At 36.3% G+C, this 20959-nt stretch carries 23 protein-coding genes; 2 read left to right on the top strand and 21 right to left on the bottom strand.

Annotated elements, in window-relative coordinates; all coding sequences use genetic code 11:
• Positions 1 to 20: 20 nt before the first annotated feature.
• The 17 genes from ACFO5T_RS05545 to ACFO5T_RS05465 all read right to left on the bottom strand — a co-directional run bounded on the left by ACFO5T_RS05545 (position 21) and on the right by ACFO5T_RS05465 (position 16625).
• A complete protein-coding gene (locus ACFO5T_RS05545; RefSeq protein WP_380032667.1) occupies positions 21 to 971 on the bottom strand; it encodes a cbb3-type cytochrome c oxidase N-terminal domain-containing protein in 951 nt (316 codons plus the stop codon).
• A 4-nt stretch (positions 972 to 975) separates the two neighbouring features.
• The gene (locus ACFO5T_RS05540) at positions 976 to 1164 is read right to left on the bottom strand and encodes a CcoQ/FixQ family Cbb3-type cytochrome c oxidase assembly chaperone (protein WP_021778534.1); all 189 of its coding nucleotides are present in this window, start codon (positions 1162 to 1164) and stop codon (positions 976 to 978) included.
• Positions 1165 to 1167: 3 nt separating this feature from the next.
• A complete protein-coding gene (gene ccoN / locus ACFO5T_RS05535; protein WP_021778533.1) occupies positions 1168 to 3372 on the bottom strand; it encodes a cytochrome-c oxidase, cbb3-type subunit I in 2205 nt (734 codons plus the stop codon).
• An 11-nt stretch (positions 3373 to 3383) separates the two neighbouring features.
• Positions 3384 to 3590 (bottom strand): cbb3-type cytochrome oxidase assembly protein CcoS, encoded by a 207-nt coding sequence (ccoS, locus tag ACFO5T_RS05530; RefSeq protein ID WP_021778532.1) that lies wholly within the window; start codon positions 3588 to 3590, stop codon positions 3384 to 3386.
• A gap of 126 nt (positions 3591 to 3716) precedes the next feature.
• Positions 3717 to 4094, bottom strand: coding sequence for a hypothetical protein (locus ACFO5T_RS05525; RefSeq protein WP_380032664.1), 378 nt, complete (start codon positions 4092 to 4094; stop codon positions 3717 to 3719).
• On the bottom strand, positions 4091 to 6535 hold the full coding sequence (locus tag ACFO5T_RS05520; protein ID WP_380032662.1) for a heavy metal translocating P-type ATPase: 2445 nt from the start codon (positions 6533 to 6535) through the stop codon (positions 4091 to 4093). Before ACFO5T_RS05520 ends, ACFO5T_RS05525 begins: the two co-directional genes overlap by 4 nt.
• Before the next feature lie 105 nt (positions 6536 to 6640).
• Positions 6641 to 7651, bottom strand: a complete 1011-nt coding sequence (locus ACFO5T_RS05515) for a 2-hydroxyacid dehydrogenase (RefSeq protein ID WP_380032660.1) — start codon at positions 7649 to 7651, stop codon at positions 6641 to 6643.
• Positions 7652 to 7653: 2 nt separating this feature from the next.
• Positions 7654 to 8304, bottom strand: coding sequence for a hypothetical protein (locus ACFO5T_RS05510; RefSeq protein WP_380032658.1), 651 nt, complete (start codon positions 8302 to 8304; stop codon positions 7654 to 7656).
• Positions 8305 to 8446: 142 nt separating this feature from the next.
• The gene (locus ACFO5T_RS05505) at positions 8447 to 8863 is read right to left on the bottom strand and encodes a hypothetical protein (RefSeq protein ID WP_380032656.1); all 417 of its coding nucleotides are present in this window, start codon (positions 8861 to 8863) and stop codon (positions 8447 to 8449) included.
• 154 nt (positions 8864 to 9017) lie between these two features.
• Positions 9018 to 9863, bottom strand: a complete 846-nt coding sequence (locus tag ACFO5T_RS05500) for a universal stress protein (RefSeq protein WP_380032654.1) — start codon at positions 9861 to 9863, stop codon at positions 9018 to 9020.
• 64 nt (positions 9864 to 9927) lie between these two features.
• Positions 9928 to 10776: a universal stress protein gene (locus ACFO5T_RS05495; protein WP_375252898.1), complete on the bottom strand. Its 849-nt coding sequence runs from the start codon at positions 10774 to 10776 to the stop codon at positions 9928 to 9930.
• Positions 10777 to 10835: 59 nt separating this feature from the next.
• Positions 10836 to 11681, bottom strand: a complete 846-nt coding sequence (locus ACFO5T_RS05490) for a universal stress protein (protein ID WP_380032652.1) — start codon at positions 11679 to 11681, stop codon at positions 10836 to 10838.
• Between the two features lie 5 nt (positions 11682 to 11686).
• The gene (locus ACFO5T_RS05485) at positions 11687 to 12535 is read right to left on the bottom strand and encodes a universal stress protein (RefSeq protein WP_375252900.1); all 849 of its coding nucleotides are present in this window, start codon (positions 12533 to 12535) and stop codon (positions 11687 to 11689) included.
• A 6-nt stretch (positions 12536 to 12541) separates the two neighbouring features.
• On the bottom strand, positions 12542 to 13387 hold the full coding sequence (locus tag ACFO5T_RS05480) for a universal stress protein (protein ID WP_380032650.1): 846 nt from the start codon (positions 13385 to 13387) through the stop codon (positions 12542 to 12544).
• Between the two features lie 74 nt (positions 13388 to 13461).
• Entirely contained in the window at positions 13462 to 14271 is an 810-nt protein-coding gene (locus tag ACFO5T_RS05475; protein ID WP_375252902.1) for a universal stress protein, read from the bottom strand.
• Positions 14272 to 14344: 73 nt separating this feature from the next.
• Positions 14345 to 15391, bottom strand: a complete 1047-nt coding sequence (locus ACFO5T_RS05470; RefSeq protein WP_380032647.1) for a response regulator — start codon at positions 15389 to 15391, stop codon at positions 14345 to 14347.
• A 4-nt stretch (positions 15392 to 15395) separates the two neighbouring features.
• Positions 15396 to 16625, bottom strand: coding sequence for a PAS domain-containing sensor histidine kinase (locus ACFO5T_RS05465; protein WP_380032645.1), 1230 nt, complete (start codon positions 16623 to 16625; stop codon positions 15396 to 15398).
• Positions 16626 to 16755: 130 nt separating this feature from the next.
• Here ACFO5T_RS05465 and ACFO5T_RS05460 point away from each other — a divergent pair, with 130 nt between their 5' ends.
• The gene (locus ACFO5T_RS05460) at positions 16756 to 17160 is read left to right on the top strand and encodes a hypothetical protein (RefSeq protein WP_380032643.1); all 405 of its coding nucleotides are present in this window, start codon (positions 16756 to 16758) and stop codon (positions 17158 to 17160) included.
• A gap of 56 nt (positions 17161 to 17216) precedes the next feature.
• Here ACFO5T_RS05460 and ACFO5T_RS05455 read toward each other — a convergent pair whose 3' ends face one another.
• From ACFO5T_RS05455 to ACFO5T_RS05445, 3 genes are all read right to left on the bottom strand, one after another.
• Positions 17217 to 18053, bottom strand: a complete 837-nt coding sequence (locus tag ACFO5T_RS05455; RefSeq protein WP_380032641.1) for a universal stress protein — start codon at positions 18051 to 18053, stop codon at positions 17217 to 17219.
• The gene (gene hpf / locus ACFO5T_RS05450) at positions 18053 to 18364 is read right to left on the bottom strand and encodes a ribosome hibernation-promoting factor, HPF/YfiA family (protein WP_380032639.1); all 312 of its coding nucleotides are present in this window, start codon (positions 18362 to 18364) and stop codon (positions 18053 to 18055) included. The genes ACFO5T_RS05455 and hpf overlap by 1 nt, the downstream gene beginning before the upstream one ends.
• 72 nt (positions 18365 to 18436) lie before the next feature.
• Positions 18437 to 19033 carry an outer membrane beta-barrel protein gene (locus ACFO5T_RS05445; RefSeq protein ID WP_380032637.1) on the bottom strand — a complete coding sequence of 199 codons (597 nt, stop codon included), beginning with the start codon at positions 19031 to 19033 and terminating at the stop codon, positions 18437 to 18439.
• Between the two features lie 118 nt (positions 19034 to 19151).
• Here ACFO5T_RS05445 and ACFO5T_RS05440 point away from each other — a divergent pair, with 118 nt between their 5' ends.
• Positions 19152 to 19913, top strand: a complete 762-nt coding sequence (locus tag ACFO5T_RS05440; protein ID WP_375252909.1) for a patatin-like phospholipase family protein — start codon at positions 19152 to 19154, stop codon at positions 19911 to 19913.
• A gap of 56 nt (positions 19914 to 19969) precedes the next feature.
• Here ACFO5T_RS05440 and ACFO5T_RS05435 read toward each other — a convergent pair whose 3' ends face one another.
• The gene (locus ACFO5T_RS05435) at positions 19970 to 20821 is read right to left on the bottom strand and encodes a universal stress protein (protein ID WP_375252910.1); all 852 of its coding nucleotides are present in this window, start codon (positions 20819 to 20821) and stop codon (positions 19970 to 19972) included.
• Positions 20822 to 20959 lie beyond the last annotated feature (138 nt).

Below are 20959 nucleotides of genomic sequence, written 5' to 3'. Positions count from 1 at the left end.
TTATAAGGTGCTTGTTTTTACTAATTACTTACTGCTACGGTAATCTCTTCTACCACTAGAGAGTCTACTTCTTGTACAGGTGTAGGTGCTGCGTCTGGGTCTATCCAGATCTCACCTTCTGCTTGCTTTGGCTCTGCCGGAGTAGTTCCCTGTAATGAGAGTACAAAGCTGGCTACTTGAGCCATTTCTGCAGGTTTAAGTTCAGATTTCCAAGAGATCATACCCTTACCATCACGACCACCTTCTGAAATGGTTTTAAATACATTTTTTATACCACCACCTAGAATCCAGTGTTGATCTGTAAGGTTAGGACCTATACCTCCTCCACCATCTGCTTTATGGCAGGCAATACAGTTATTTGTAAAAATGGCTTTACCAGCATTGATATCACTAGCATCTGTAAGTAGTGTTACTGTATTAATATCTACAAGATCCTTAGCTGTTTTTTTCCATTCTTCTATTTCTGCTTTTGCCTCTGCAACCGCAACCTGATATTCTTCTTCTTGATCATAGTCGTTAAACACTTCAAATCGCACTAGGTATATTACCGCAAAGACAATCGTTGCATAAAACATATATACCCACCAAGGCGGTAAATTATTATCAAGCTCCTTGATCCCATCATAATTATGGTCAAGTATGATTTCGTGCTCCTCCTCTACTGCTTTACTTCCTAGAGAGGCTTTATACTTCTCCTTAAACCACTTAAACTGGTTTTCTTTTGCAAGAGCTACCTCTTTATCATAAACTTTTTGTGCGTCTGGCTTGAGGCTTTTATATAGAATACTTCTTAGGGCTTCTATACTTATCTCACCAGCGGTATAAAAAAGAATGATTACTCCTAGTACAGCCCAGATCCAAGGTTCTTGTAAAAAGATAGATATATCTCCAGTAGACCCTGCAATATCTATGATAAAATAACCCAGTATCGAGAAGCCTAAGATTCTTAAAAATGATGCTACTGTTCTCATAGATTTAATTATTTGAATTAAGTGTATTGTCGTTAAGTGGTATGTTGCTCACCTCTGCTATGTGGCTCTTCTTTGCTGTAAACACCCACCAGAAAAGGGCTGCAAAGAAGACAAAGAATATAAGTAGTGAGATGATAGGGTATATTTCAACCCCATCAATATTTTCTAGATTTCCTTTTACAAATTTTAACATCGCTTAGTCGTTTATGATGGTTGTTGTACCGTCTGTGTTTTTAACTTTTATATCTGTTCCTAATCGTTGTATGTAAGCTATAAGGGCTACCACTTCACGATTGCGCATCTCGATAAAATCTAGCCCATTCTCTTCGGCATATTTTTTATCTGCTTCATAGGTATTTGCAAAGTCTGGATCTGCATAAAGATTTTTCTCTATTTGCGTTCCTTGTGCCGTCATAAGCTCTTGAGCATTATCTATCTCCTCTTGAGTATAGGGTACACCTAGCGTGACCATTGCTTCCATTTTCTTTTCTGTAAGATCTTTATCTAACTCATTTTTGATAAGCCATTTATAAGATGGCATTATTGAACCAGACGATGTACTCTGCGGATCGTAAAAGTGGTTTAAGTGCCAGTTGTCACTATACTTACCACCTACACGCATAAGGTCTGGTCCCGTACGTTTACTTCCCCATAAAAATGGATGATCATACACATACTCTCCTGCTTTTGAGTACTCACCATAACGCTCTACCTCACTTCTAAAAGGTCGTATCATTTGTGAGTGACACGATACACAGCTCTCTCGTATATAAATATCTCTACCCTCGAGTTCTAGTGGTGTGTATGGCTTTACACTTGAGATTACAGGTACATAATCATCTACCATAAGTGACGGTATAATTTGTACCATACCACCTATAAGGATGGCAATAGTTGCAAAAATGGTAAGCTTTACCGGGCGTCTTTCTAACCAAGTGTGGTATCCCTCTTTTGAGGTACGTTTTCTAGTTACTTTTTGAAGTGGCGCAGCCTCTGCGAGCTCATCTGTTACTTCATTACCCGAGCGTGCTGTCATTATTAAGTTATACACTCCTATAAGCGCTCCTACTATAAACATACTTCCTCCTATAGCACGCATCCAGTACATCGGGATGATCTCACTCACTGTCTCAAGAAAGTTACCGTAAGTAAGTGTACCATCTGGATTAAATTGTTTCCACATAGATGCTTGTACAAAACCAGCAACATACATAGGTAAAGCATAAAGTATAATACCTAATGTACCTACCCAGAAGTGTACGTTTGCAAGCTTAGTAGACCACAGTGTAGTTTTAAATAACCTAGGCACCATCCAGTATACCATACCAAATGTTAAGAAACCATTCCAAGCAAGTGCTCCTACGTGTACGTGTGCAATAACCCAGTCACTAAAGTGAGCGATGGCGTTTACATTTTTAAGCGATAACATAGGCCCCTCAAAGGTTGCCATACCGTAGCCTGTAATTGCCACTACCATAAATTTAAGAACAGGATCTGTACGTACTTTATCCCAAGCCCCTCTTAGTGTGAGTAGTCCATTAATCATACCTCCCCAAGATGGAGCAATAAGCATAATAGAGAAGGCTACTCCTAAGTTTTGTGCCCAGTCTGGTAGTGCAGAATATAACAGGTGGTGTGGCCCTGCCCAGATGTAAATAAAAATAAGAGACCAGAAGTGTACAATAGATAATCTGTATGAGTATACCGGTCTATTTGCGGCCTTAGGCACAAAGTAGTACATAAGACCTAAAAATGGTGTAGTTAAAAAGAAAGCCACCGCATTGTGACCATACCACCACTGTACTAGTGCATCTTGCACCCCAGCATACATAGAGTAACTCTTAAGCGCGCTTACTGGCAGCTCCATACTGTTTACAATATGTAATACCGCTACAGTTACAAATGTTCCTAAATAAAACCAGATTGCCACATAAAGGTGTCGCTGTCTTCTTTTAAGAATAGTACCTATTAAGTTTGCCCCAAAAGCAACCCAAATTAATGCGATAGCAATGTCAAAAGGCCACTCTAGCTCTGCATACTCCTTTGAGGTAGTAAAACCTAAAGGTAGCGTGATTGCAGCACCTACAATGATAGCCTGCCATCCCCAGAAGTTAAGATTACTAAGCCAGTCTTTCCACATACGAGCTTTGAGAAGTCGTTGTGTAGAGTAATAAACACCAGCAAAAATAGCGTTACCTACAAAGGCAAAAATCACAGCATTAGTATGCAGCGGACGCAAACGACCAAAACTTAACCAAGAGATGCCGTCTGTAAGGTTAGGAAAAAGAAACATAAAAGCTAGAAGAAGCCCCACACTCATCCCTATAATGCCCCAAAACATCGTCGCGATTATAAACTTACGTACGATTTTATTATCGTAATAGAATTTTTGTATTTCCATAAAAAAATGGGTTACTGTTTTAAATTGGTTGAATTTGCTTGATCTTTATTATCACTCTCAGAAGCCTTAGTTGTAATTACCTCATCTTCAAAAAGCATACGCACAGATGGCGTATAAGTGTCGTCATATTGCCCTTTTTTTACAGACAGTATAAAAGCTGCAAAAAAGATGAGTGCGACAACCACACTTATTGCAAGAAGCATATAAATAATACTCATACCTGATAGGATTATGGTGTAAAACTACGTGTGAACTTCAAGGTGAAATATGACAAATATCAGTTACTGTTAAATAGTTTTAAATGCGCTTTCGCGAAAGCGTAAAACAACTCTTACACCCACCTTTTACACGATCACTTTTTGAAGTCTTTTTGATACTTTCTGTAGCGATGAAAGCAGCACTCCAGCCCCTTGTACAGCACAAGGACAACTCATCATAAACTGATGCTCAAATCTTGTAATAGCTTGCAATATGGCTTTAAACTCTTGTAAAATGGCACCGTGAGCCTCTAGATAAAAAGATTGATCTCTAGATGGTAATTGCTCTACTACTAAGAGTTGATTTTGCACAGCGCTTAACCAGCTATCAAAACCCTCTTGTGGCTCATTGTGGTGCACAGATTTGTAAAACATAGTTATAAGCTGTCTCTCTGTATACACAGGTAATACTGCTATATTATGAGACGGCCCTACGGCCGAAGGGATGTGTAAATGTGTAATCATATTGTTTTAAGTTTTTTACCCAAAATTGAGGTGGCTATCGTCGTAAATACAACGATACTTATAGAACTAAGCGGCATTAATATAGCTGCAACCACTGGTGCTAGATTACCTGTCACAGCAAAACCTAGACCTATGAGGTTATAAAATATTGAGAAAATAAAGGCATATTTAATGACCTCTACTCCCTTACGTGATAAGCTCATAAAAGTGGGTATATCTTTAAATCTTTGTGCGTCTAGTATACCATCACAAGCAGGAGAAAAGACATTTACATTTTCTGATATAGAAATACCCACATCACTTTGTGCTAGAGCTCCTGCGTCATTAAGACCGTCTCCTATCATCAATACTTTGCGATTACTATCTTGAAGGGACTTTATGAATTGTAACTTATCTTCTGGCTTTTGATTAAATAGTAACGTAGCATCTTGTGGCAATAATTCTGCAAGATGCTCACGCTCTCCATCATTATCACCAGAGAGAATAATAACCTGAGCTTTTTTACCTATTTGATCAAAAACGGTTTGTACACCAGACCTGTAGTCATTATAAAATAAATAACACCCCTTATACGTACTGTCTGTACTTATATGAACCGCAGTACGGGTATGTGGTTGTGCAGTTTTATGAGCCGCATTATCACTTACAAAACCGTAAGACCCTATCTTGATTTGATGGTTGTTTATAGTCCCTGTGATACCCTGGCCTATATCTTCTGTATATTCATCCAGCGTTTGGATATTGTGGGTATTTAATAGTTCATATAGCGATCTACTTAAAGGGTGGTTTGAAGCTCTAAGTGTGCTGGTGAGAAGTGATTTTTCTTGTGTAGTAAGTGCAATACCTTCATAAGTTATTGTGTTCTTTACACTTGTTGTGAGCGTACCTGTTTTATCAAAAACAACGGTGTCTATGTGTGACATACGTTCTATGACTGAGCTATCTTTCATATATAGCTTATGACGACCAAAAATGCGCAGTAAATTACCAAGTGTAAAGGGTGCAGCAAGTGCTATCGCACAAGGACAGGCAACTATAAGCACTGCTGTAAATACATTAAGTGCTGTACTTATATCTATAAAAACCCAAACTAAGGTTGCAATAACAGCTATAGCAAGCAGTGATATGGTGAACCTCCTGCTTATACGGTCTGTTAGATTTTCAAACGGACTTTGATTTTTTGAACTAAAGATCTCATTAGACCATAGCTGAGTAAGGTAGCTCTGCTCTACAGGCTTGAGCACTTCAACCTCGATAGGGCCTGCTTGCTGCCTCCCTCCAGCATAAAGTTGATCACCAGATTGCTTGGTAACCGGAGCTGCTTCACCCGTTACGAAACTATAGTCTATAAGAGCATTTCCTTTAATAAGAATAGCATCTACCGGTAAAAGCTCTCCATTTCTTATAAGTATGCGATCCTTAGTCTTGAGCTCATAGACTTGTGCTTGCTCTTCTATAACCTTAGACTGGTCTTGCTCGTTACGATCTTGAGTAACTGAATTTTCGGCTTTATCTTGAACTTGTATTACAAGTCTAGTAACAGCAATAGGAAAGTAAGATTTATAATCTCTCTCAAATGATAGAAAGGCATACGTTTTCTGCTGGAAAAACCTCCCTAATAATAAAAAGAAGACGAGCCCGGCCATACTGTCAAAAAAGCCAGTACCCCAGTCCATCATAATCTCAACACTTGACCTTACAAATAGTACCGTAATACCTATGGCTATAGGTACATCTATATTTAAAACTTTAGATCGTAATCCTTTATATGCAGATATAAAATAATCACGACCAGAATAAAAAACTACCGGCAGAGCAAAGAGAAACATCAACCATCTAAAAACGTACTTAAACTTATCTAACCAGAACTCACCTACCTCAAAATACTCTGGAAAGGATAAGAACATAATATTACCAAAGGCAAAGCCAGCAACACCAAGTTTATAGATAAGGCTTCTATCTACCGTTGTCTTCTTCTCTGTTGCGTCCTCTAGTGAGATATATGGCTCATACCCTATTCTTGATAAAAGTATAGCCAGATCTTTAAGTGTAATCTCTGATGAGTTATATGTAATACGAACGGTCTTTTCTGGAAAATTTACTTGTGCCGTCTTTACTGCCGCATTAAGTTTATTGAGATTCTCAAGAACCCATATGCAAGAACTGCAATGTATAGAAGGTATCAATAAAGAGACAACTTGAGTATCTTGCTCATCAAACTCTGTGAGCTTTGCTACTATATCTTTATTGTCTAAAAAGTCAAACTTTGCTTCTTGATCTAATGGAGATATACCTGGAGCACGCTCAATATCATAATAGTAGGTAAGGTCATTATCATTTAAGATATCAAAGACAGTCTTACAGCCGTGACAGCAAAAAGATTTTTCTTGATGTATGATTTCTGTCTCACAAACATCGCCACAATGATAACAACTTGACATATATACTATTAATTTATACAGGCTTTACAGCCATTATACTTATAGCAAATGTGTGATTATGTAAGTGCTTTTACTATGACATATATCATATTTGAAAAAATGTAATTATTCAAAAATTACTTCAAAGGGATGTAATGTTGTTTTGGGTTCTTGACCTTCTTGCCAGTGCTTTAGATTAGATATAGTAGTCTTTGCAATGTTTTGCAAAGCTTCTTGAGTAGCAAAAGCTTGATGTGGAGTAAGCAAAATACGATCGTGATTTAGTAAAATTTTTAACGCTACGTCTTGAGGTTGATCTTTAGATCTGTCATAAAAAAACACACCGCTTTCTTTGTCATACACATCGGTTGCATATCCTGCTATTTGGTTAGTAATAACACTATCTACCACATCTTGCGTATGAACTACTGCGCCGCGAGCTACATTTATAAGCAAAGTATTTTTCTTCATCAAATCTAGCTTAGATTTATCTATGCACTGATATGTATCCTTGTTAAGAGGAACACTTAAAAAAATGATATCACTTTGCTCACATAGTAAAGTCACATCAACATACTTTACACTATTAGCCTCAATAAGATCTTTATTCTTGAATGGATCAGTCGCCAGTACATCACAGCCATACCCATTCATAATTTGTACAATTACACTTCCTATTTTACCCGTTCCTATAATGCCTACAGTTTTACCTACTAGATCAAAGCCTACGAGATTAGATAATGTAAAATTGTAGTTTTGAGTTTGCTTTCGCGAAAGCGTAATTTTTCTATTTAATGTCTGAAGTAATGCTACTGCGTGTTCGGCGACCGCGTTTGGCGAATAATCCGGAGCATTTGCTACCTTTATTTTTAAACGTTTTGCCGCCCTAAGATTTACGTTATCATATCCTGCCGAACGTAATGTAATGTGCTTTACTCCAAAATCTTTTAATTTTTCTAGAACGTTTGATGATGCATCATCTGCAGAAAAAATTGAGACTGCTTCAAACCCTATAGCCATATATGCCGTGTGAGTTGTTAGTCTTTCAGGAATAAATTTTAGCTCGTGAAAACCTGAATTTTCATTTTCAAGAAATGGTATTTCAAAATCTTTTGAAGAATATATAAGCGTTTTCATAATTAATCTATTTGAGATAACACAAGTACATCTTGCTCCTCAAGAACCCACACCAGAAGGTTTATATAGTCCTTTATAGCCTTGCGATCACTATCTGGTTCTGTCACATCTATAGAGCCCTTCCAGATAATCTCTCTATCCTTTGTGGGGCAAATACAATAGAGTGCGCTCTCTGCGTGATAGACGGTAAACTTCTCTACTCTCTCGTCTTCTACATAGATATTTTGACTTGTGTAGTAATCGTCTTCAAAACCGTTAAATCTTTTATCCCAGTTACGATAGGATTGCACGAGTGTCACCTTATCTTCGGCACCTAGCACTTTTGATACCAGAATAGCATCATAGCCCTCTGTGAGCATCTCTCTTTCTAGGTTATCGAGCTCCTCCTCTGTTCTAGGTCTTGAGGTAAACTCTGAGTTAAAAAATGCTGCGCTGTTATATGCGTTTACTCCTTTTTCTTGTAGTTTTTCGACCAGCCTTTTTTCAAAGAGCTCTCTATTTTTGACATCGCTAGTCATAGCTAGTACGAGCACTTTTTGTGCTTCAAAAGTCTCTATATCTGGATTTTTCCAGTTTTCTATAAGTTCTGAGCTATTGCAACTCCCAAGTAGTAATGTAGTTGCCAGTATGCATAAAGTGTAGAAGTATTTCATTGCTTACATATTAGGTTATTTAATATAAAAAACAACTCCCATTACCCTCTCTAATGGGAGTTGTATAAGACATTACATAAAGAATTAGTAATGCCAGCAAATGCTTAATGAGTCCAACTGTATAAACTCATTAAGACTTACATTACTTATTATCTTGAGACTTATTACTTTTCAAAATAGCGCCGCAATAGTTAAAAATCTCAGTTTTGATTTCACTATAAGTATCTATAAAATCGCGATACTCTTCTTTTATAGATAGATGTTTTGTCTCAAAAAACACATCACAAGACACGGTATCACATTCTAACATTCCGCTTAGTTCTGCATCGTGCTTTGTAAGTGATTGCACGAGTGTATCAAGTCTATTTTTAATTTTTCTTATATGAGTTTTAAAGTGCTCTAACTTTTCAAATAAGTTAGGTGTACGAGGCTCAAAAATGTATGAATTAGTTAGGTTTTCAATAAAGGCTATCTCGTGATTGATAAGAGAAATATTAGATTTCCAAACCTTTACATCATTGTGATAAAGATCTATTGAGAGTGGCAATGAAGTTTCCATAAAACTGATTTTTAATTAATTACACTATAAATGTAAGCCTAGATATAATGGTAGACTATGACAATTATCAGTACTATATATTTTTAAAACATCAAAAAAAATTAGGGTGTGTGTTTTACGCTTTCGCGAAAGCGTAGTTAAAAACTACCTATACCTATATATCGTGCATAACCAGCAGTGGCACCCTAGTAAACATACCGAGCTCTTTTACCATAGGCGTAGTAAAGACACTTCCAAAGAATGCGTGCTTTCTATTTATGATAGCAAGCATATCACTATCACGACTCTCTGTAAAATCACGCACGCCAGCAGTAACGTCTATGCCGTGCACGTGATGAAAGCTATAGGTAGCCCCTTCAAGACACTCCTCTAGTAATGTTTTACTTTTTTCTTGTTTTTCTGTCAGAACCTCTGTGGTATTTACGTGTATGACAGAGATGGTTGCATCGTGCAATCTAGCAATCTCTACTAGGTGCGTAAGTTCTCTTCTTTTATAATATGTTTTATAACTGGTAGGTAATACAATTTCCTTTACATAAGCCACTCTCGCATCTAGCGGGACTCCCATTACTGGGCAAGCTCTTAGTTTTTCCATCGCCATTATGGTATTACTGCCAAATAATGATCCGCGTGAGTTTGAAGCGCCTTTTGTACCCATTACGACAAGTTCTATATCACGCTGCTCTATAAAGTTTTTCATAGCAGTAAGTGGGTCATTAAGCTCTGCTATAAACTCGTATGTATGTTTATGATTAGTTTCCCTAAAGTCTAGCATATCCATAATTTTTGCGAGTCCATTTACGGCTTGATCTTTTGCACTCTCGTAAGATGGAGATCCTGGCTCTGGCACCATTAAGTCTCCTATACTGTAAGGTTTTGCATCATATGCATTAAGCACATAAAACACACACTCTACGTGCTCAAAAAGATCTGAAGCATAGGTAAGTGCATTCCAGGCATTTTTTGAAAAATCTGTTGGAATAAGTATTTTCTTTTTCATCACAATGGGTATTAAATTATATGATTAATGTAGTTTAAGAAGTATATCGCTACTTTGATAACTATTAGTAGCTCTCTGGTAATACAAGGAGTGGTATATCTGTATGAAAGCAGCTTGTCTCTACAAATGACTTTTTAAATAGTTTTTTAAGAAAACCTCTTTTATGGAACATAAGTACTAAGAGATTAATTTTATGCTCTGCAACAAAGGTTGCTACCGCTGTTTCCATACCAGTCTCACTAGATAACCAGTGTGTATTATACTCTACATCTGCCAGTTTATCTTTAAGTTTTCTGTAATTATTCTCTACCGTGTTACCTGGGCTTATTTGATTATAAATGTGCGTGATATGTAGTTTTGCCTTATGAGCTCGCATTACCTCTTTTACAATTTCTAGAGGATATTGTGCATAGTCTATTTTAAGATCTGTGGCATAAGCAATATTTGAAGGCTCGCCCAACTCTGAGGCTACTGGCACTAAAAATAATGGTATAGGTTTTACTTTATTAATAAGTTTTACAGCTTGACTTCCTACAAAAACTTCCTTAAGGCCAGAAGCGCCTTTTGTGCCCATAACTATAAAATCTATAGACGATTGAGTTATAAGCCTATTTACCATTTTAAATAATGGTTGTGCACTTGCTAGTATTTGTACATCAAGATCTATATCATCCCGATCTCTTTTAATTTTTTCTTTCTGAGATTTAAGCTTGTCCAGTGCTTTATGTTCTAACTCGTCATAAAGTTTTTCATTACGACCTATATCAATACGACTGGTAGATGTAGAAAATTGATCTTCAAACGTATGTACTAATGTAATCTCGCATTTCTCATTTGGATACAATCGAGTTGCATAGTATAATGCATTATAAGCATAGTCTGAAAAATCTGTGGGTACTAGTATATGTGCCATTATTATTTATTTTATGTGATAAAACTACGCTCATATATCTACCCATTCTATGACATTAATCAGCTATGAGCAGGAAGTACTAAAAAAGGTAGAGATGTATGAAAGGACATTTTTTTAATAACAGGCTCTCTCATTAACTTTTCAAAAAATGATTTTGGGTAATCTATCATCACTAGTAAGTCTATTTGCAATTCTTCATCAAAAATATGAATGCAGTTTTCGAGCGTTGAAAACTTTGGAATTACGTGAAAACGATATTTCATTTCCTGCAATAAGGACTCAAGATCTTGTATATGTTCTTTCTGCTTTTGATTAAGGTTATGTTCTTCATAAACCTCAACCATTCTTATGGTAGCCTGCCATAATCGAGTGAGTAATAATAAAGGCTCAAACTCTTCTTTGTGATACGGTTTTTCAAAATCTGTCGCAAAGCCTATACTTTTAGGAATGACAAATGTTGCCTTCTCTGGTACAACAAGCAATGGTATGTTATGGCGATAACTTATCACACTATGAGTTATTGTCCCTATAAATATCTCCTTAAGCCCTGTTGCGCCTTTACTTCCCATAACGATGTAATCAATTTTTTGATCACTCATACTCTTAATTTCATCATTGAGATGACTACCATATGCCACTACCTCATAGCTGTGATGTGCTATTTCATTTTTAATTAATATCTCTTCTTTAAGCGACTCAAGCTCTTCTATAGCTTGTACTTTGAGACTATGATATAAAGATGCTAGCCTTACAGGCGTCTGGTGTCCTAATATTTGTAGCGCAGTAGGTTCATAAGCGTGCAATAGTGTAAAAGTTACAGGTTCTTCTTGAAAAAGCATATGTGCATAAGTCAATGCATTGAGACTGTTTACACTAAAATCTGTAGGAATTAAAACTCGTATCATAACTATTATTTCTGAGGTGGAAGTATCATAAAAGGTGTTGTGGTGTGGTGCACAATCTTACTTACTACAGGAGTAAATAATAAGTTTTCAAAAAAGTTATGTTTGTTATGAACCAGCGCTAGTAAATCTACTTTATGCCTAGATTGAAAATCATCTATAGCTTCCAACACATCCATACCATTTGCCATCTCATTGATATGAGCATCTCTTTCAAAATAGGTGTCTAACGCCGTTTTATTACTTAATTGCTCAGTATCTAACTCAACTCCATAATATGCATTAAGAAATATTAAACGAGATATATGTTTACGGCAGATTTCTTCTAATAATTTGAGACCTGGTTGTGTAACTCCAGACCTATAATCTGTTGCAAAGAGTATGTCTTTAAGTTGAGTATACTTATATCCCGAAGGCACACCTATAACGGGTACAGTAGCACTTTTTATAACCTGCATAGTTTGTGAGCCTATAAATACTTCTTTGAGACCAGAAGCGCCTTTTGTACCCATAATTATACAGTCTATATGACGACTCTCTACCAGATGTGCTATTTCTTGACTGAGGATATTATAACTGGAGATAGCTTCAAAAGTGTGCAATTTATTAGGGTATGCATCTGTCACTTTTTCTATAATTTGAGTTAGATTACTCTCAGAGCTATTTTTATAAAGCTCACCTATATCTACATTAAGTGATGACTGGTGGTCATAAATTGTAGTCGTATATAGTGCTACAGGTGTGTATGTGTTAAGCACATAAAATGTACACTCTTCATTAATAAATAATTGAACCGCATACGTTATTGCTTCATATGAAGTGTCAGAAAAGTCGGTAGGTAGTAAGATATGTTTCATAGCGTTTTATCTAGGTAAGTTTTGTAAAATAAGGAAGGGTATTTTGGTATTAAGCCCCACTGTATCTATGGCAGATGTATGAAGTAAGGTTTCCATATACGTATGCTTTGAGTTTACCATAACCAGTAGGTTTACACCGTGGTCTTTGATGTACTCATTTATAATAGAAGCGACATTACCCTCGTCTTTTCTAGTGTAGTTTATTACGCTTTCGCGAAAGCGGTATTCCCACAACGTTTTTACATCTTCTTGTCGTAAGGAGAGTCTATCATAGTTTGAGATATAAAGTAAATCTACCGTTGACCTGAAACTACGTGCTAGGCAACTCACAAGCTTAAGTTCTCTATTTTTATAAGGAATCATAAGTGCCGAAGGGAATAATATACGATCTGGTCTCTGGTACTTATAATCAAGTGGAATTCCTAAAACTGGACACTTTACATATCGTATTACTTGTAATGTATTACTGCCGTAGGTGATGTTTCTGTCTGCAGTTTTACCCTGTGTACCCATAACAACGAGGTCTGCATTTTCTTTATTAACAAGTGTGTTAACCTCATCTAGCAGCGTCCCAAAAAGTGCTAGAGTCTCAAAGGTGTGCTTTGGGTTTGGAGATACTTGGCGTCCATTTTCAAGGGTAGTGCTCAGTTTTACCTCGCTTTCTTTACGTTTAATCTCTTTATACTCATCAAGTATATCTCGAGAGATTACGGCTTTATTTTCATACACCTCATCTGCATACGTATGTAATAAAATAAACTTGCTCCTCTCATACTTAAAGTATTCCATCGCACAGGCAAGTGCATTAAAAGCATTTTCTGAAAAATCTGTTGGTACTATAATTACTCGCATAATGTATCCTTTTTTGATACTCAAATCTATGCGCTTTACTAGCCTTAAACTATGATTTATGTCACCTCACAGATCTACTCGTGTACGATGAGAAAGGGAATATTTTTATGATAGTCCATTTCTGTTTGTAGTGAGGGAGAGAAAAGTATATTTTCTGAAAGGTTTATATTTTTTGCAAATAAAATAACCATATCTACCTGCTGTACATCTATAAAAAACTGTAGTGCCTCATCCATAGTTTTTTGAATCACAAAGTGAAAACTATGCTGTATACTATCTAATGCTCCTTTAAGAATAGACTTATTAGCCTGTTGTGCCGTTGTAAGGGCATTACCTTTTTTTGATAATTGAAGCACATTAAGATGTGCTCTTGTGCGGTTTACGAATTCTTTTATATGATTTGTAGCCTCTGTGCGGTGCTTAAAATTATAGTCTGTAAGTAAGACAACTTGCTGTGGAGTAAAACAACTAAAATCCCTAGGTACGATAAGTACCGGACATTTTACTCGAGCAATAATGTGACGCACGTGACTATCGCTCAACTCCTCACAAAATATGTTAGGATACCTTGTGCTCATTACTATAAGATCTATTTGATTTTCTGACACGGCAGATCGTACATCTGCTATAAACTCACCCTCCCATTTAAGAGGTATTAATACCTGACCACTAGCTTTCTTAAGTTCTAACTTCTTAACCCAAGAAGAAAGTCTTACTAATGGTGCTTGAGTGATCACATCACTATCACCTTTACAATAGTCGTGCTCTTCAGAAAAAAACAAATAAAATCGTACTCCCGCATTTTTATATAGATTGAGCGCGCATAAGGCTGCTTGCCAAGATTGCTCAGAAAAATCAACAGGAATAAGAATATGCTTCATCATAAATACATTGAGTGGGACAAATGTATTTTATGAAAAGTGGTTAAAGAATGATAAAAATCAGTTTTAGAACAAATTACTCTACACTCTGTAAACCATCTACATCAAGTAGCCTGATATTACGCCCCTCTATAGCTATGAGTCCGTCTTTTTTAAATCCAGACAGCGTTCTTATTAAACTCTCTGTAGCAATACCTGCGACACTTGCGAGATCATTTCTCGCTATTTTTATTCCTTCTTGTGGCGTTTTATTAAGAATTTCTGCAAACTGTAAAATAGTTTGAGCTGTTTTTTTGCGCACAGAGCTATATGCCATTTGTAAAAGCTGGTCTTTAATATCTGCAAGATTATCTGTGAGGAGCTCCATAAGCTCTAGTGAGACATTTTTACTTTTTTCTAGAATGGCTTTGAGTTCTTTTTTACTCACTCCTACTACTGTCACATCCTCCATTGCTGTGGCAGACTCTTGATATGCAAGGTTATCTAGAAATGAAGTAAAGCCTAAAAAATCATCTGCCTTAAAGAGAGCTGTAATAAGCTCTTTACCACTCTCATCCATTTTATGAGTCTTAACTATGCCCTTAAGTATGAGGTACACCATATTAGAATGTCCTCTTTCTTTATAGATTTCTTCACCTTTCTTAAATGTAAACTCCTCACCCTCATCATCAAAAAAGTTTTTGAGCTCATTAAGGCTTCTCAGTGACTCATCATCTCCTATTTGAGATTGCTCTTGGCTTTTTGCATTAAGTAAAGTGGCTTTTGCTATACGGCTCTCTATAGCGCTTATTAATTCTTCCTCCTCAAAAGGTTTGGTGAGATAATCATCTGCACCCATATCCATTCCTTTTCTTATCTCTTTGTGCTCAGTTTTGGCAGAGAGAAATATGAATGGAATGTGACTTGTAGTAGTATCACTAGAGAGTGCCTCTAACACGCCATAACCATCTACCTCCGGCATCATAATATCACAGACAATCACATCTGGCGGTGATGACTTTGCATACTCAATACCTACGCGGCCATTGGGCGCAGCGGTTACATCATAGTTTGATAACTCAAGCAGCTCTGCTGTGTTTTCGCGTAAAGCGGCATCATCTTCTATTATAAGTACTCTTTTCATAAAATCAGTTTTGAGTGGTAGGTATCATAATGGTAAAGGTAGAACCTTGATTTAAAATACTTTTAAAGGTAAGGCTACCTCCTAGGTTTTCTATATGGCTTTTTACAATATTGAGTCCTATACCTGTACCCGCATTAAGTAACGCATTTTCTGCTCTAAAATAACGGTTGAATATAAACTTTTGTTCGTGCTCTGGTATTCCTATTCCTTGATCTCTTATTGTTATAAAAAGCTGCTTTTCATCCTGTTGTATATCTATATAGACGTTTGTGTTTTCGCCAGAATATTTTACAGCATTATGAACCAGATTTGTAAGAGCAAGTTCTAGTATTTTTTCATCAAACTCAATCACAACATCATCTGCCTTTTTTGGGTAATGTATTTGCTGTCCATCTTTAAGGTGCATATTTGCATCATAAATCACCTCACTTAGCACTTTACTTAAATAAACTTCTGTAAACTTATAGTTAGTTTTACCAGTATCTAACCGCTCTACAGATAAAAAATCATCAATTATAGTATTAAGATATTTAACCTTACTCTTTATAATATTGAGATGTTTTTCTCTCTTATCTTGCTGGTCTTCTCTTGTATATTTTCCGGCTAGTGTGGCAGAGGTAAGTATACCGCTTATAGGGGTTTTAAACTCGTGAGATACTAGTGATAAAAACTTAGTTTTATGTTCATTGAGCTCTTTCTCTTTTTGAAGTGCTTCTTTTGCATTATTCTCTGCTTCTACTCGCAGTTGCACCTCTTCTTTAAGCTTACTTACAGCATCTCTAAGAGATTCTGTTCTTAATGCAATTTTTTCTTCTAGAGTGCTATTTAGATTTAAGATTTGCTCCTCTTGTGATTTACGTACTGTAATATCTGTAACGAGCGCCATCACATATTGCTTATCGTGCAGTACAAATGGATTGAGCCCAGCCTCTACAGGGATTTGTGACCCATCTTTACGCAAGCCGTACAAGTCTCTCCCAGTACCCATCTCCCGCTTGTCACTATGGTCCATAAATTTTTTAAAATGACCACCGTGTGATCCGTGATAACGCATAGGTATAAGAGTCTCTAGCTTGCTACCTTCTAGCTCATTTGACTCATACCCAAAAATAGTTCTAGCAGACTCATTTGTAGCGACTATAATCTGGGAGGAATCTACCACTACAATACCCTCTGAAGCGCCTTCAAATAGAATAAAAAATGCCTCTTCTATACTCTCTTCTAAAAATTTCATAAACTAAAAATACAACTATTAAAACAATCAGCTGTTTCCTATTTTATTACTTAAAAAAAGTCTTGTAAATGATATATATCATAGATGGCGGTCAGGCTCAAGACTATTTTTGATTCTTAAAACTAATATTATGGAAACAACTAATAATAAAGATGTTACTTTCTATCATAACCTAGGCAAACTTTTTTATGCCATCGCTGCTGCAGATAAGGTTGTGCGGGATGAGGAGTTTTCTAGATTACAATATTGTGTTTTAAATTATTGGCTAGAAATAGATGATTTACAAGATGCCTTTGGGACTGATGCGGCATATCTCATCGAGATTGTATTTGAAGGAGTCGAAGCTTTTAATGAAGACCCTCAAAAAATGTTCAGTGACTTTCTAGATTATAAAGATGAGCATCCTCATTTTTTTACCATTGAGATTAAGAACATTATTTTACAAACGGGATGGGAACTTGCTCGTTCATTTTCAGGCGTAAATAAGTCAGAATTAATAATGCTAGGTAAGTTGGAACTGGCATTATCGGTATAAATCCTACAAAAAAGGCTCTCGATTGAGAGCCTTTTATTAGAATAGATAGTTTACAATTACATTTTAAACGTAAACACTGGCATTTTAGAGTGATTAACTAGCGCCTCTGCAACGCTACCTCTAAAAAAGTGAGACAAGCCCTTACGACCGTGAGTAGGTATAGCCAGCGCATCTGCATTAACTTTTTCTGCATATTCATAAAGACCACTTTCTATAGAGTATCCATTTATAATCACAAGGTCTTCTTGATGTAACGGTTTTCCAAATTCTGCAATACGCATAAACGATGTCATATCTTCTTCTATCTCTTTAGAGCTTCTAAAACGATCTGCAGGTAGATTTATATACACCAGGTGTACCCTTGCTCCCAGCTTTTCAAATAATGGGATAGCTTCTCTGTATGCTGTCACATTTTCTGTTTTAAAATCACAAGCAAACACTATATTTTGTGGTATGTACTCCCCTTCTCTATCTTTTATTACCAGCACAGGTATCTCTGAGCTTCTTACTACTTTTTCTGTGTTTGAACCTACAAACTCTTCTCGCAATCCCTTTGCTCCGTGTGAACCCATAATGATGAGATCTATCTCCTGCTCTTTTGCAAGTTTGTTTATTTCTTCAAAAATCTTATAATTTTGAACAACTTCTGTGACCTTTACGCCCTCCATATAAGGTTTATCAAGAAAGGTTTTAAACTGCTTTTCGGCTAGTTTCATATGGTACACTCCTTGAGCAATACTATCACCTTCACTGTGAGTGAGTACAGCATCAGATAAGCCCATCATATGAAGAACTAAAATCTCTGCGTTGTACGCTTTCGCGAAAGCGGAAGCCGTCTCAAGTGCATTTTCTGACTGAGTTAAAAAATCAACTGGAACTAAAATCTTTTTCATTATGAGCTTATATTTTGGTTAGTAAATTGTGCTTTGCGTTTTTTGAGCTGCACATCCAGATCTGAAATGGTTTCCTTTACAGCCATCTCAAAATTTTTCTCTTGTGATTGAGCAAATATGCGGGGCCCAGGTACGCTTAATTCTATCTCACATATAGCGTTATGATGCGTTTGTGCGGTTTCTTTTTTGATAATAACGTTTGCCTTTATGAGCCAGTCATATCTCTTAAAAAGTTTGACTAGTTTATCTTCTATATATGTCGTGAGTGTTTCACTTCTATCTATCTTAACATATGCTATCTGTACATCCATATTAACTTAATTTTAAAAGGTTATGAGTTAAAAGTACGGCTCATTTATAAGGTATAATATGATATATATCAGCTACAGTGATCTTTGTATAGCTACTGTAATGGCGACTGTATTAAACGATAAAAAATCATTTCCAGAAGTAACATCTATGCGGTGAGAAGAACTACTGTACCTCAACTCTGGTAGTATGGACCAATGCCCGAGACTCTTAATACTCATACCTAAACCTAATTGCGTCCCTATGGCATTTTTTGATTCAAAATTTGCAGTTTCAATAACGCTACTAGAAGCAACATTTGAGTAGGTAAATCCTGTTCTTACATAAAACAAATGCTTCTGCTTCTCTATAATTTTAAAGTTGAAAAGTGTACCTAAGACAATCCCCTTTTGAGTATACTCTATATCTTCTTCATTGCGAGACTCATCGGTATCAAAACGACTCCATAATAAACCTGCATATACATCTGTACGATTACTTAAATTATAGATACCAGTGAGTTCTATACCATTACCTATACGTAAGTTTTGATCTAGTACAGTACGTGTAGGAGAATGAAGTGTAGGACGTAACTCTACATTATACTGTTGCCCATAAGTTTGTAATGCAATAAGATTACATAACATTAAAAAACCAATTTTTATAGCAAGATGATGACGTGATATTTTCATACTCAAATCTAAACGGTGTTACGCCATAAGCAAATGATATTTATCATAGTTAAGATCTCCTAGTGACCCCGTAGTTTCAACCATAATCTACTATCTTGCATACTCAATACCATATATTATGAAAATAGGACTTGCATTATCTGGAGGTGGTATAAAAGGAGTTGCTCACGTGGGTCTCCTTAAAGCTTTTGATGAGTATAACATTAAACCCGCGTTTGTAACGGGTACAAGTGCTGGTGCCATTGTGGGTGGACTTTATGCTGCAGGTTATGACTGGGAGACCATTTTAGACTTTTTTAGAAAAACTTCTATTTTTAAACTAAGCCGCTATGCTCGTAGTAAACCCGGAATACTTGACTCCTTAAAGTTTGCAAATGATCTTGCCACATATTTTCCAGAAGATAGTTTTGAAACCTTGCAATTGCCACTCTCTATAACAGCAACCACAGTCATATCTGGGGAGCAACATATTTTTAATAGTGGTAGCCTCATTAAACCTATTATCGCATCGGCATCTTTTCCTGGAGTGTTTACTCCTATAGATATAGATGGGACTTTATACTTTGACGGCGGGGTGATAGATGATTTTCCTGTAGAGCCGCTAGTTCAAAATTGTGATTACATTATAGGGAGTTATGTAAATCCTCTCAGTGCTATGAGCATCACTGCTCTAAAGCACTCATACCAAGTACTTAATAGAGCTTATGAGATAAACCTACATCATCGTGTAAAAAATAAATTTGATATGTGCGATATCCTTGTTTGCCCAGATGAGCTCTCTAAATTTGGCACTTTTAGTATGCGCAATGTTGAGCGTATTTTTCAAATAGGATATGCTTCTGCTTGTGAAGCTCTAGAAAAACATTTTACAGTGTCTTAATATAAATGATATTTCAATGTATTGTGTACCGCTTTCGCGAAAGCGTAAATAAACACCTATTCATCACTACAGTCGCATAAAATAAGTAAAGGCACTTCTGTGGAATTTACAATTTTAGAAAGATGAGAGTGTGAGAAGAAACGCTCTAAAAACGTTTGCCTCCTTGCCGAAAGTATTTGAAGCTGTATGCCTTCTTCTTTTACAAAAGCATTTAACTCCTTTATAGGGTCATCACTAGTAATTACGTGATAATGTAATGATACTTCGGGATATAATTGCTGTATCACTTCACTCTCTGCATCACAAGCCTCGGGCTGCATTTCTAACGCAAAGGTTAATCTATGTACACTTACTTTAGGGCTATAACGTGTAATCACCTCATCAAATAATTGTTTGCCACAGCTCTCAAACGTATCATCATAATCAAGCAGGTATTGTATATGCTCAAGTTCTTGATAATTATAATGCTCTGGAATGACCAGTACGGGACAATTTACCTTGTTTATAATGCGTAATGTATGTGAACTAAAAATAGCTTCCAGAATTCCCGAGTTTCCATCTGTACCACATACTATGATGTCTATATTATAATTTTGAACTGCCTGAGTGACAGCATCTGTAAACACATCATAATCTACGTGACTCTCAAAGGTAAAAGTACTGTCTTTAAAGATGCTTTTATAGGTTTGAAGTTGTGTTGTAAGGTCGCTTCGGTTGTCTTTAAGTAAGGCTACATCTACACTGCTTTTGGGATTTGCAGCCATAAGGTCATCCATTGTAAAATCCCACACTTTTTGAATACTGAGCAAGTGAAAGGTACAATCTTGACCTTTAAAAAATTGAAAAGCAAATTGATGTGCATTATCTGACTTAGGTGTAAAGTCTGTGAGAAGGAGAATATTTTTCATAGTATCCGTTTTACAAGGCCAAATCTAATGGCAACTTTTTATTGAAACTATGATATTAATCAGCCCTGAGGAGATAAAATTTTTACTGGTCTAAGCTATATTATAAGTAAATTTATAATGTGAGTGGGCATTACGCTT

Origin of the sequence: Dokdonia genika, assembly GCF_042652845.1 — a bacterium.
Taxonomy (GTDB): domain Bacteria; phylum Bacteroidota; class Bacteroidia; order Flavobacteriales; family Flavobacteriaceae; genus Dokdonia; species Dokdonia donghaensis.
This window is presented reverse-complemented; position numbering and strand designations above follow the sequence as displayed.

Excerpts from the sequence above, each read along its gene's own strand:
- ACFO5T_RS05515 (WP_380032660.1), bottom strand. The coding sequence starts at position 7,651 with ATGAAAACGCTTATATATTCTTCAAAAGATTTTGAAATACCATTTCTT.
- ACFO5T_RS05480 (WP_380032650.1), bottom strand. The coding sequence starts at position 13,387 with ATGCGAGTAATTATAGTACCAACAGATTTTTCAGAAAATGCTTTTAAT.
- ACFO5T_RS05505 (WP_380032656.1), bottom strand. The coding sequence starts at position 8,863 with ATGGAAACTTCATTGCCACTCTCAATAGATCTTTATCACAATGATGTA.
- ccoN (WP_021778533.1), bottom strand. The coding sequence starts at position 3,372 with ATGGAAATACAAAAATTCTATTACGATAATAAAATCGTACGTAAGTTT.
- ACFO5T_RS05485 (WP_375252900.1), bottom strand. The coding sequence starts at position 12,535 with ATGAAACATATCTTACTACCTACCGACTTTTCTGACACTTCATATGAA.
- ACFO5T_RS05525 (WP_380032664.1), bottom strand. The coding sequence starts at position 4,094 with ATGATTACACATTTACACATCCCTTCGGCCGTAGGGCCGTCTCATAAT.
- ACFO5T_RS05500 (WP_380032654.1), bottom strand. The coding sequence starts at position 9,863 with ATGAAAAAGAAAATACTTATTCCAACAGATTTTTCAAAAAATGCCTGG.
- ACFO5T_RS05540 (WP_021778534.1), bottom strand. The coding sequence starts at position 1,164 with ATGTTAAAATTTGTAAAAGGAAATCTAGAAAATATTGATGGGGTTGAA.
- ACFO5T_RS05445 (WP_380032637.1), bottom strand. The coding sequence starts at position 19,033 with ATGAAAATATCACGTCATCATCTTGCTATAAAAATTGGTTTTTTAATG.
- ACFO5T_RS05440 (WP_375252909.1), top strand. The coding sequence starts at position 19,152 with ATGAAAATAGGACTTGCATTATCTGGAGGTGGTATAAAAGGAGTTGCT.
- ACFO5T_RS05510 (WP_380032658.1), bottom strand. The coding sequence starts at position 8,304 with ATGAAATACTTCTACACTTTATGCATACTGGCAACTACATTACTACTT.
- ACFO5T_RS05460 (WP_380032643.1), top strand. The coding sequence starts at position 16,756 with ATGGAAACAACTAATAATAAAGATGTTACTTTCTATCATAACCTAGGC.
- ccoS (WP_021778532.1), bottom strand. The coding sequence starts at position 3,590 with ATGAGTATTATTTATATGCTTCTTGCAATAAGTGTGGTTGTCGCACTC.
- ACFO5T_RS05490 (WP_380032652.1), bottom strand. The coding sequence starts at position 11,681 with ATGATACGAGTTTTAATTCCTACAGATTTTAGTGTAAACAGTCTCAAT.
- ACFO5T_RS05465 (WP_380032645.1), bottom strand. The coding sequence starts at position 16,625 with ATGAAATTTTTAGAAGAGAGTATAGAAGAGGCATTTTTTATTCTATTT.
- ACFO5T_RS05435 (WP_375252910.1), bottom strand. The coding sequence starts at position 20,821 with ATGAAAAATATTCTCCTTCTCACAGACTTTACACCTAAGTCAGATAAT.
- ACFO5T_RS05470 (WP_380032647.1), bottom strand. The coding sequence starts at position 15,391 with ATGAAAAGAGTACTTATAATAGAAGATGATGCCGCTTTACGCGAAAAC.
- hpf (WP_380032639.1), bottom strand. The coding sequence starts at position 18,364 with ATGGATGTACAGATAGCATATGTTAAGATAGATAGAAGTGAAACACTC.
- ACFO5T_RS05455 (WP_380032641.1), bottom strand. The coding sequence starts at position 18,053 with ATGAAAAAGATTTTAGTTCCAGTTGATTTTTTAACTCAGTCAGAAAAT.
- ACFO5T_RS05475 (WP_375252902.1), bottom strand. The coding sequence starts at position 14,271 with ATGATGAAGCATATTCTTATTCCTGTTGATTTTTCTGAGCAATCTTGG.
- ACFO5T_RS05495 (WP_375252898.1), bottom strand. The coding sequence starts at position 10,776 with ATGGCACATATACTAGTACCCACAGATTTTTCAGACTATGCTTATAAT.
- ACFO5T_RS05545 (WP_380032667.1), bottom strand. The coding sequence starts at position 971 with ATGAGAACAGTAGCATCATTTTTAAGAATCTTAGGCTTCTCGATACTG.
- ACFO5T_RS05520 (WP_380032662.1), bottom strand. The coding sequence starts at position 6,535 with ATGTCAAGTTGTTATCATTGTGGCGATGTTTGTGAGACAGAAATCATA.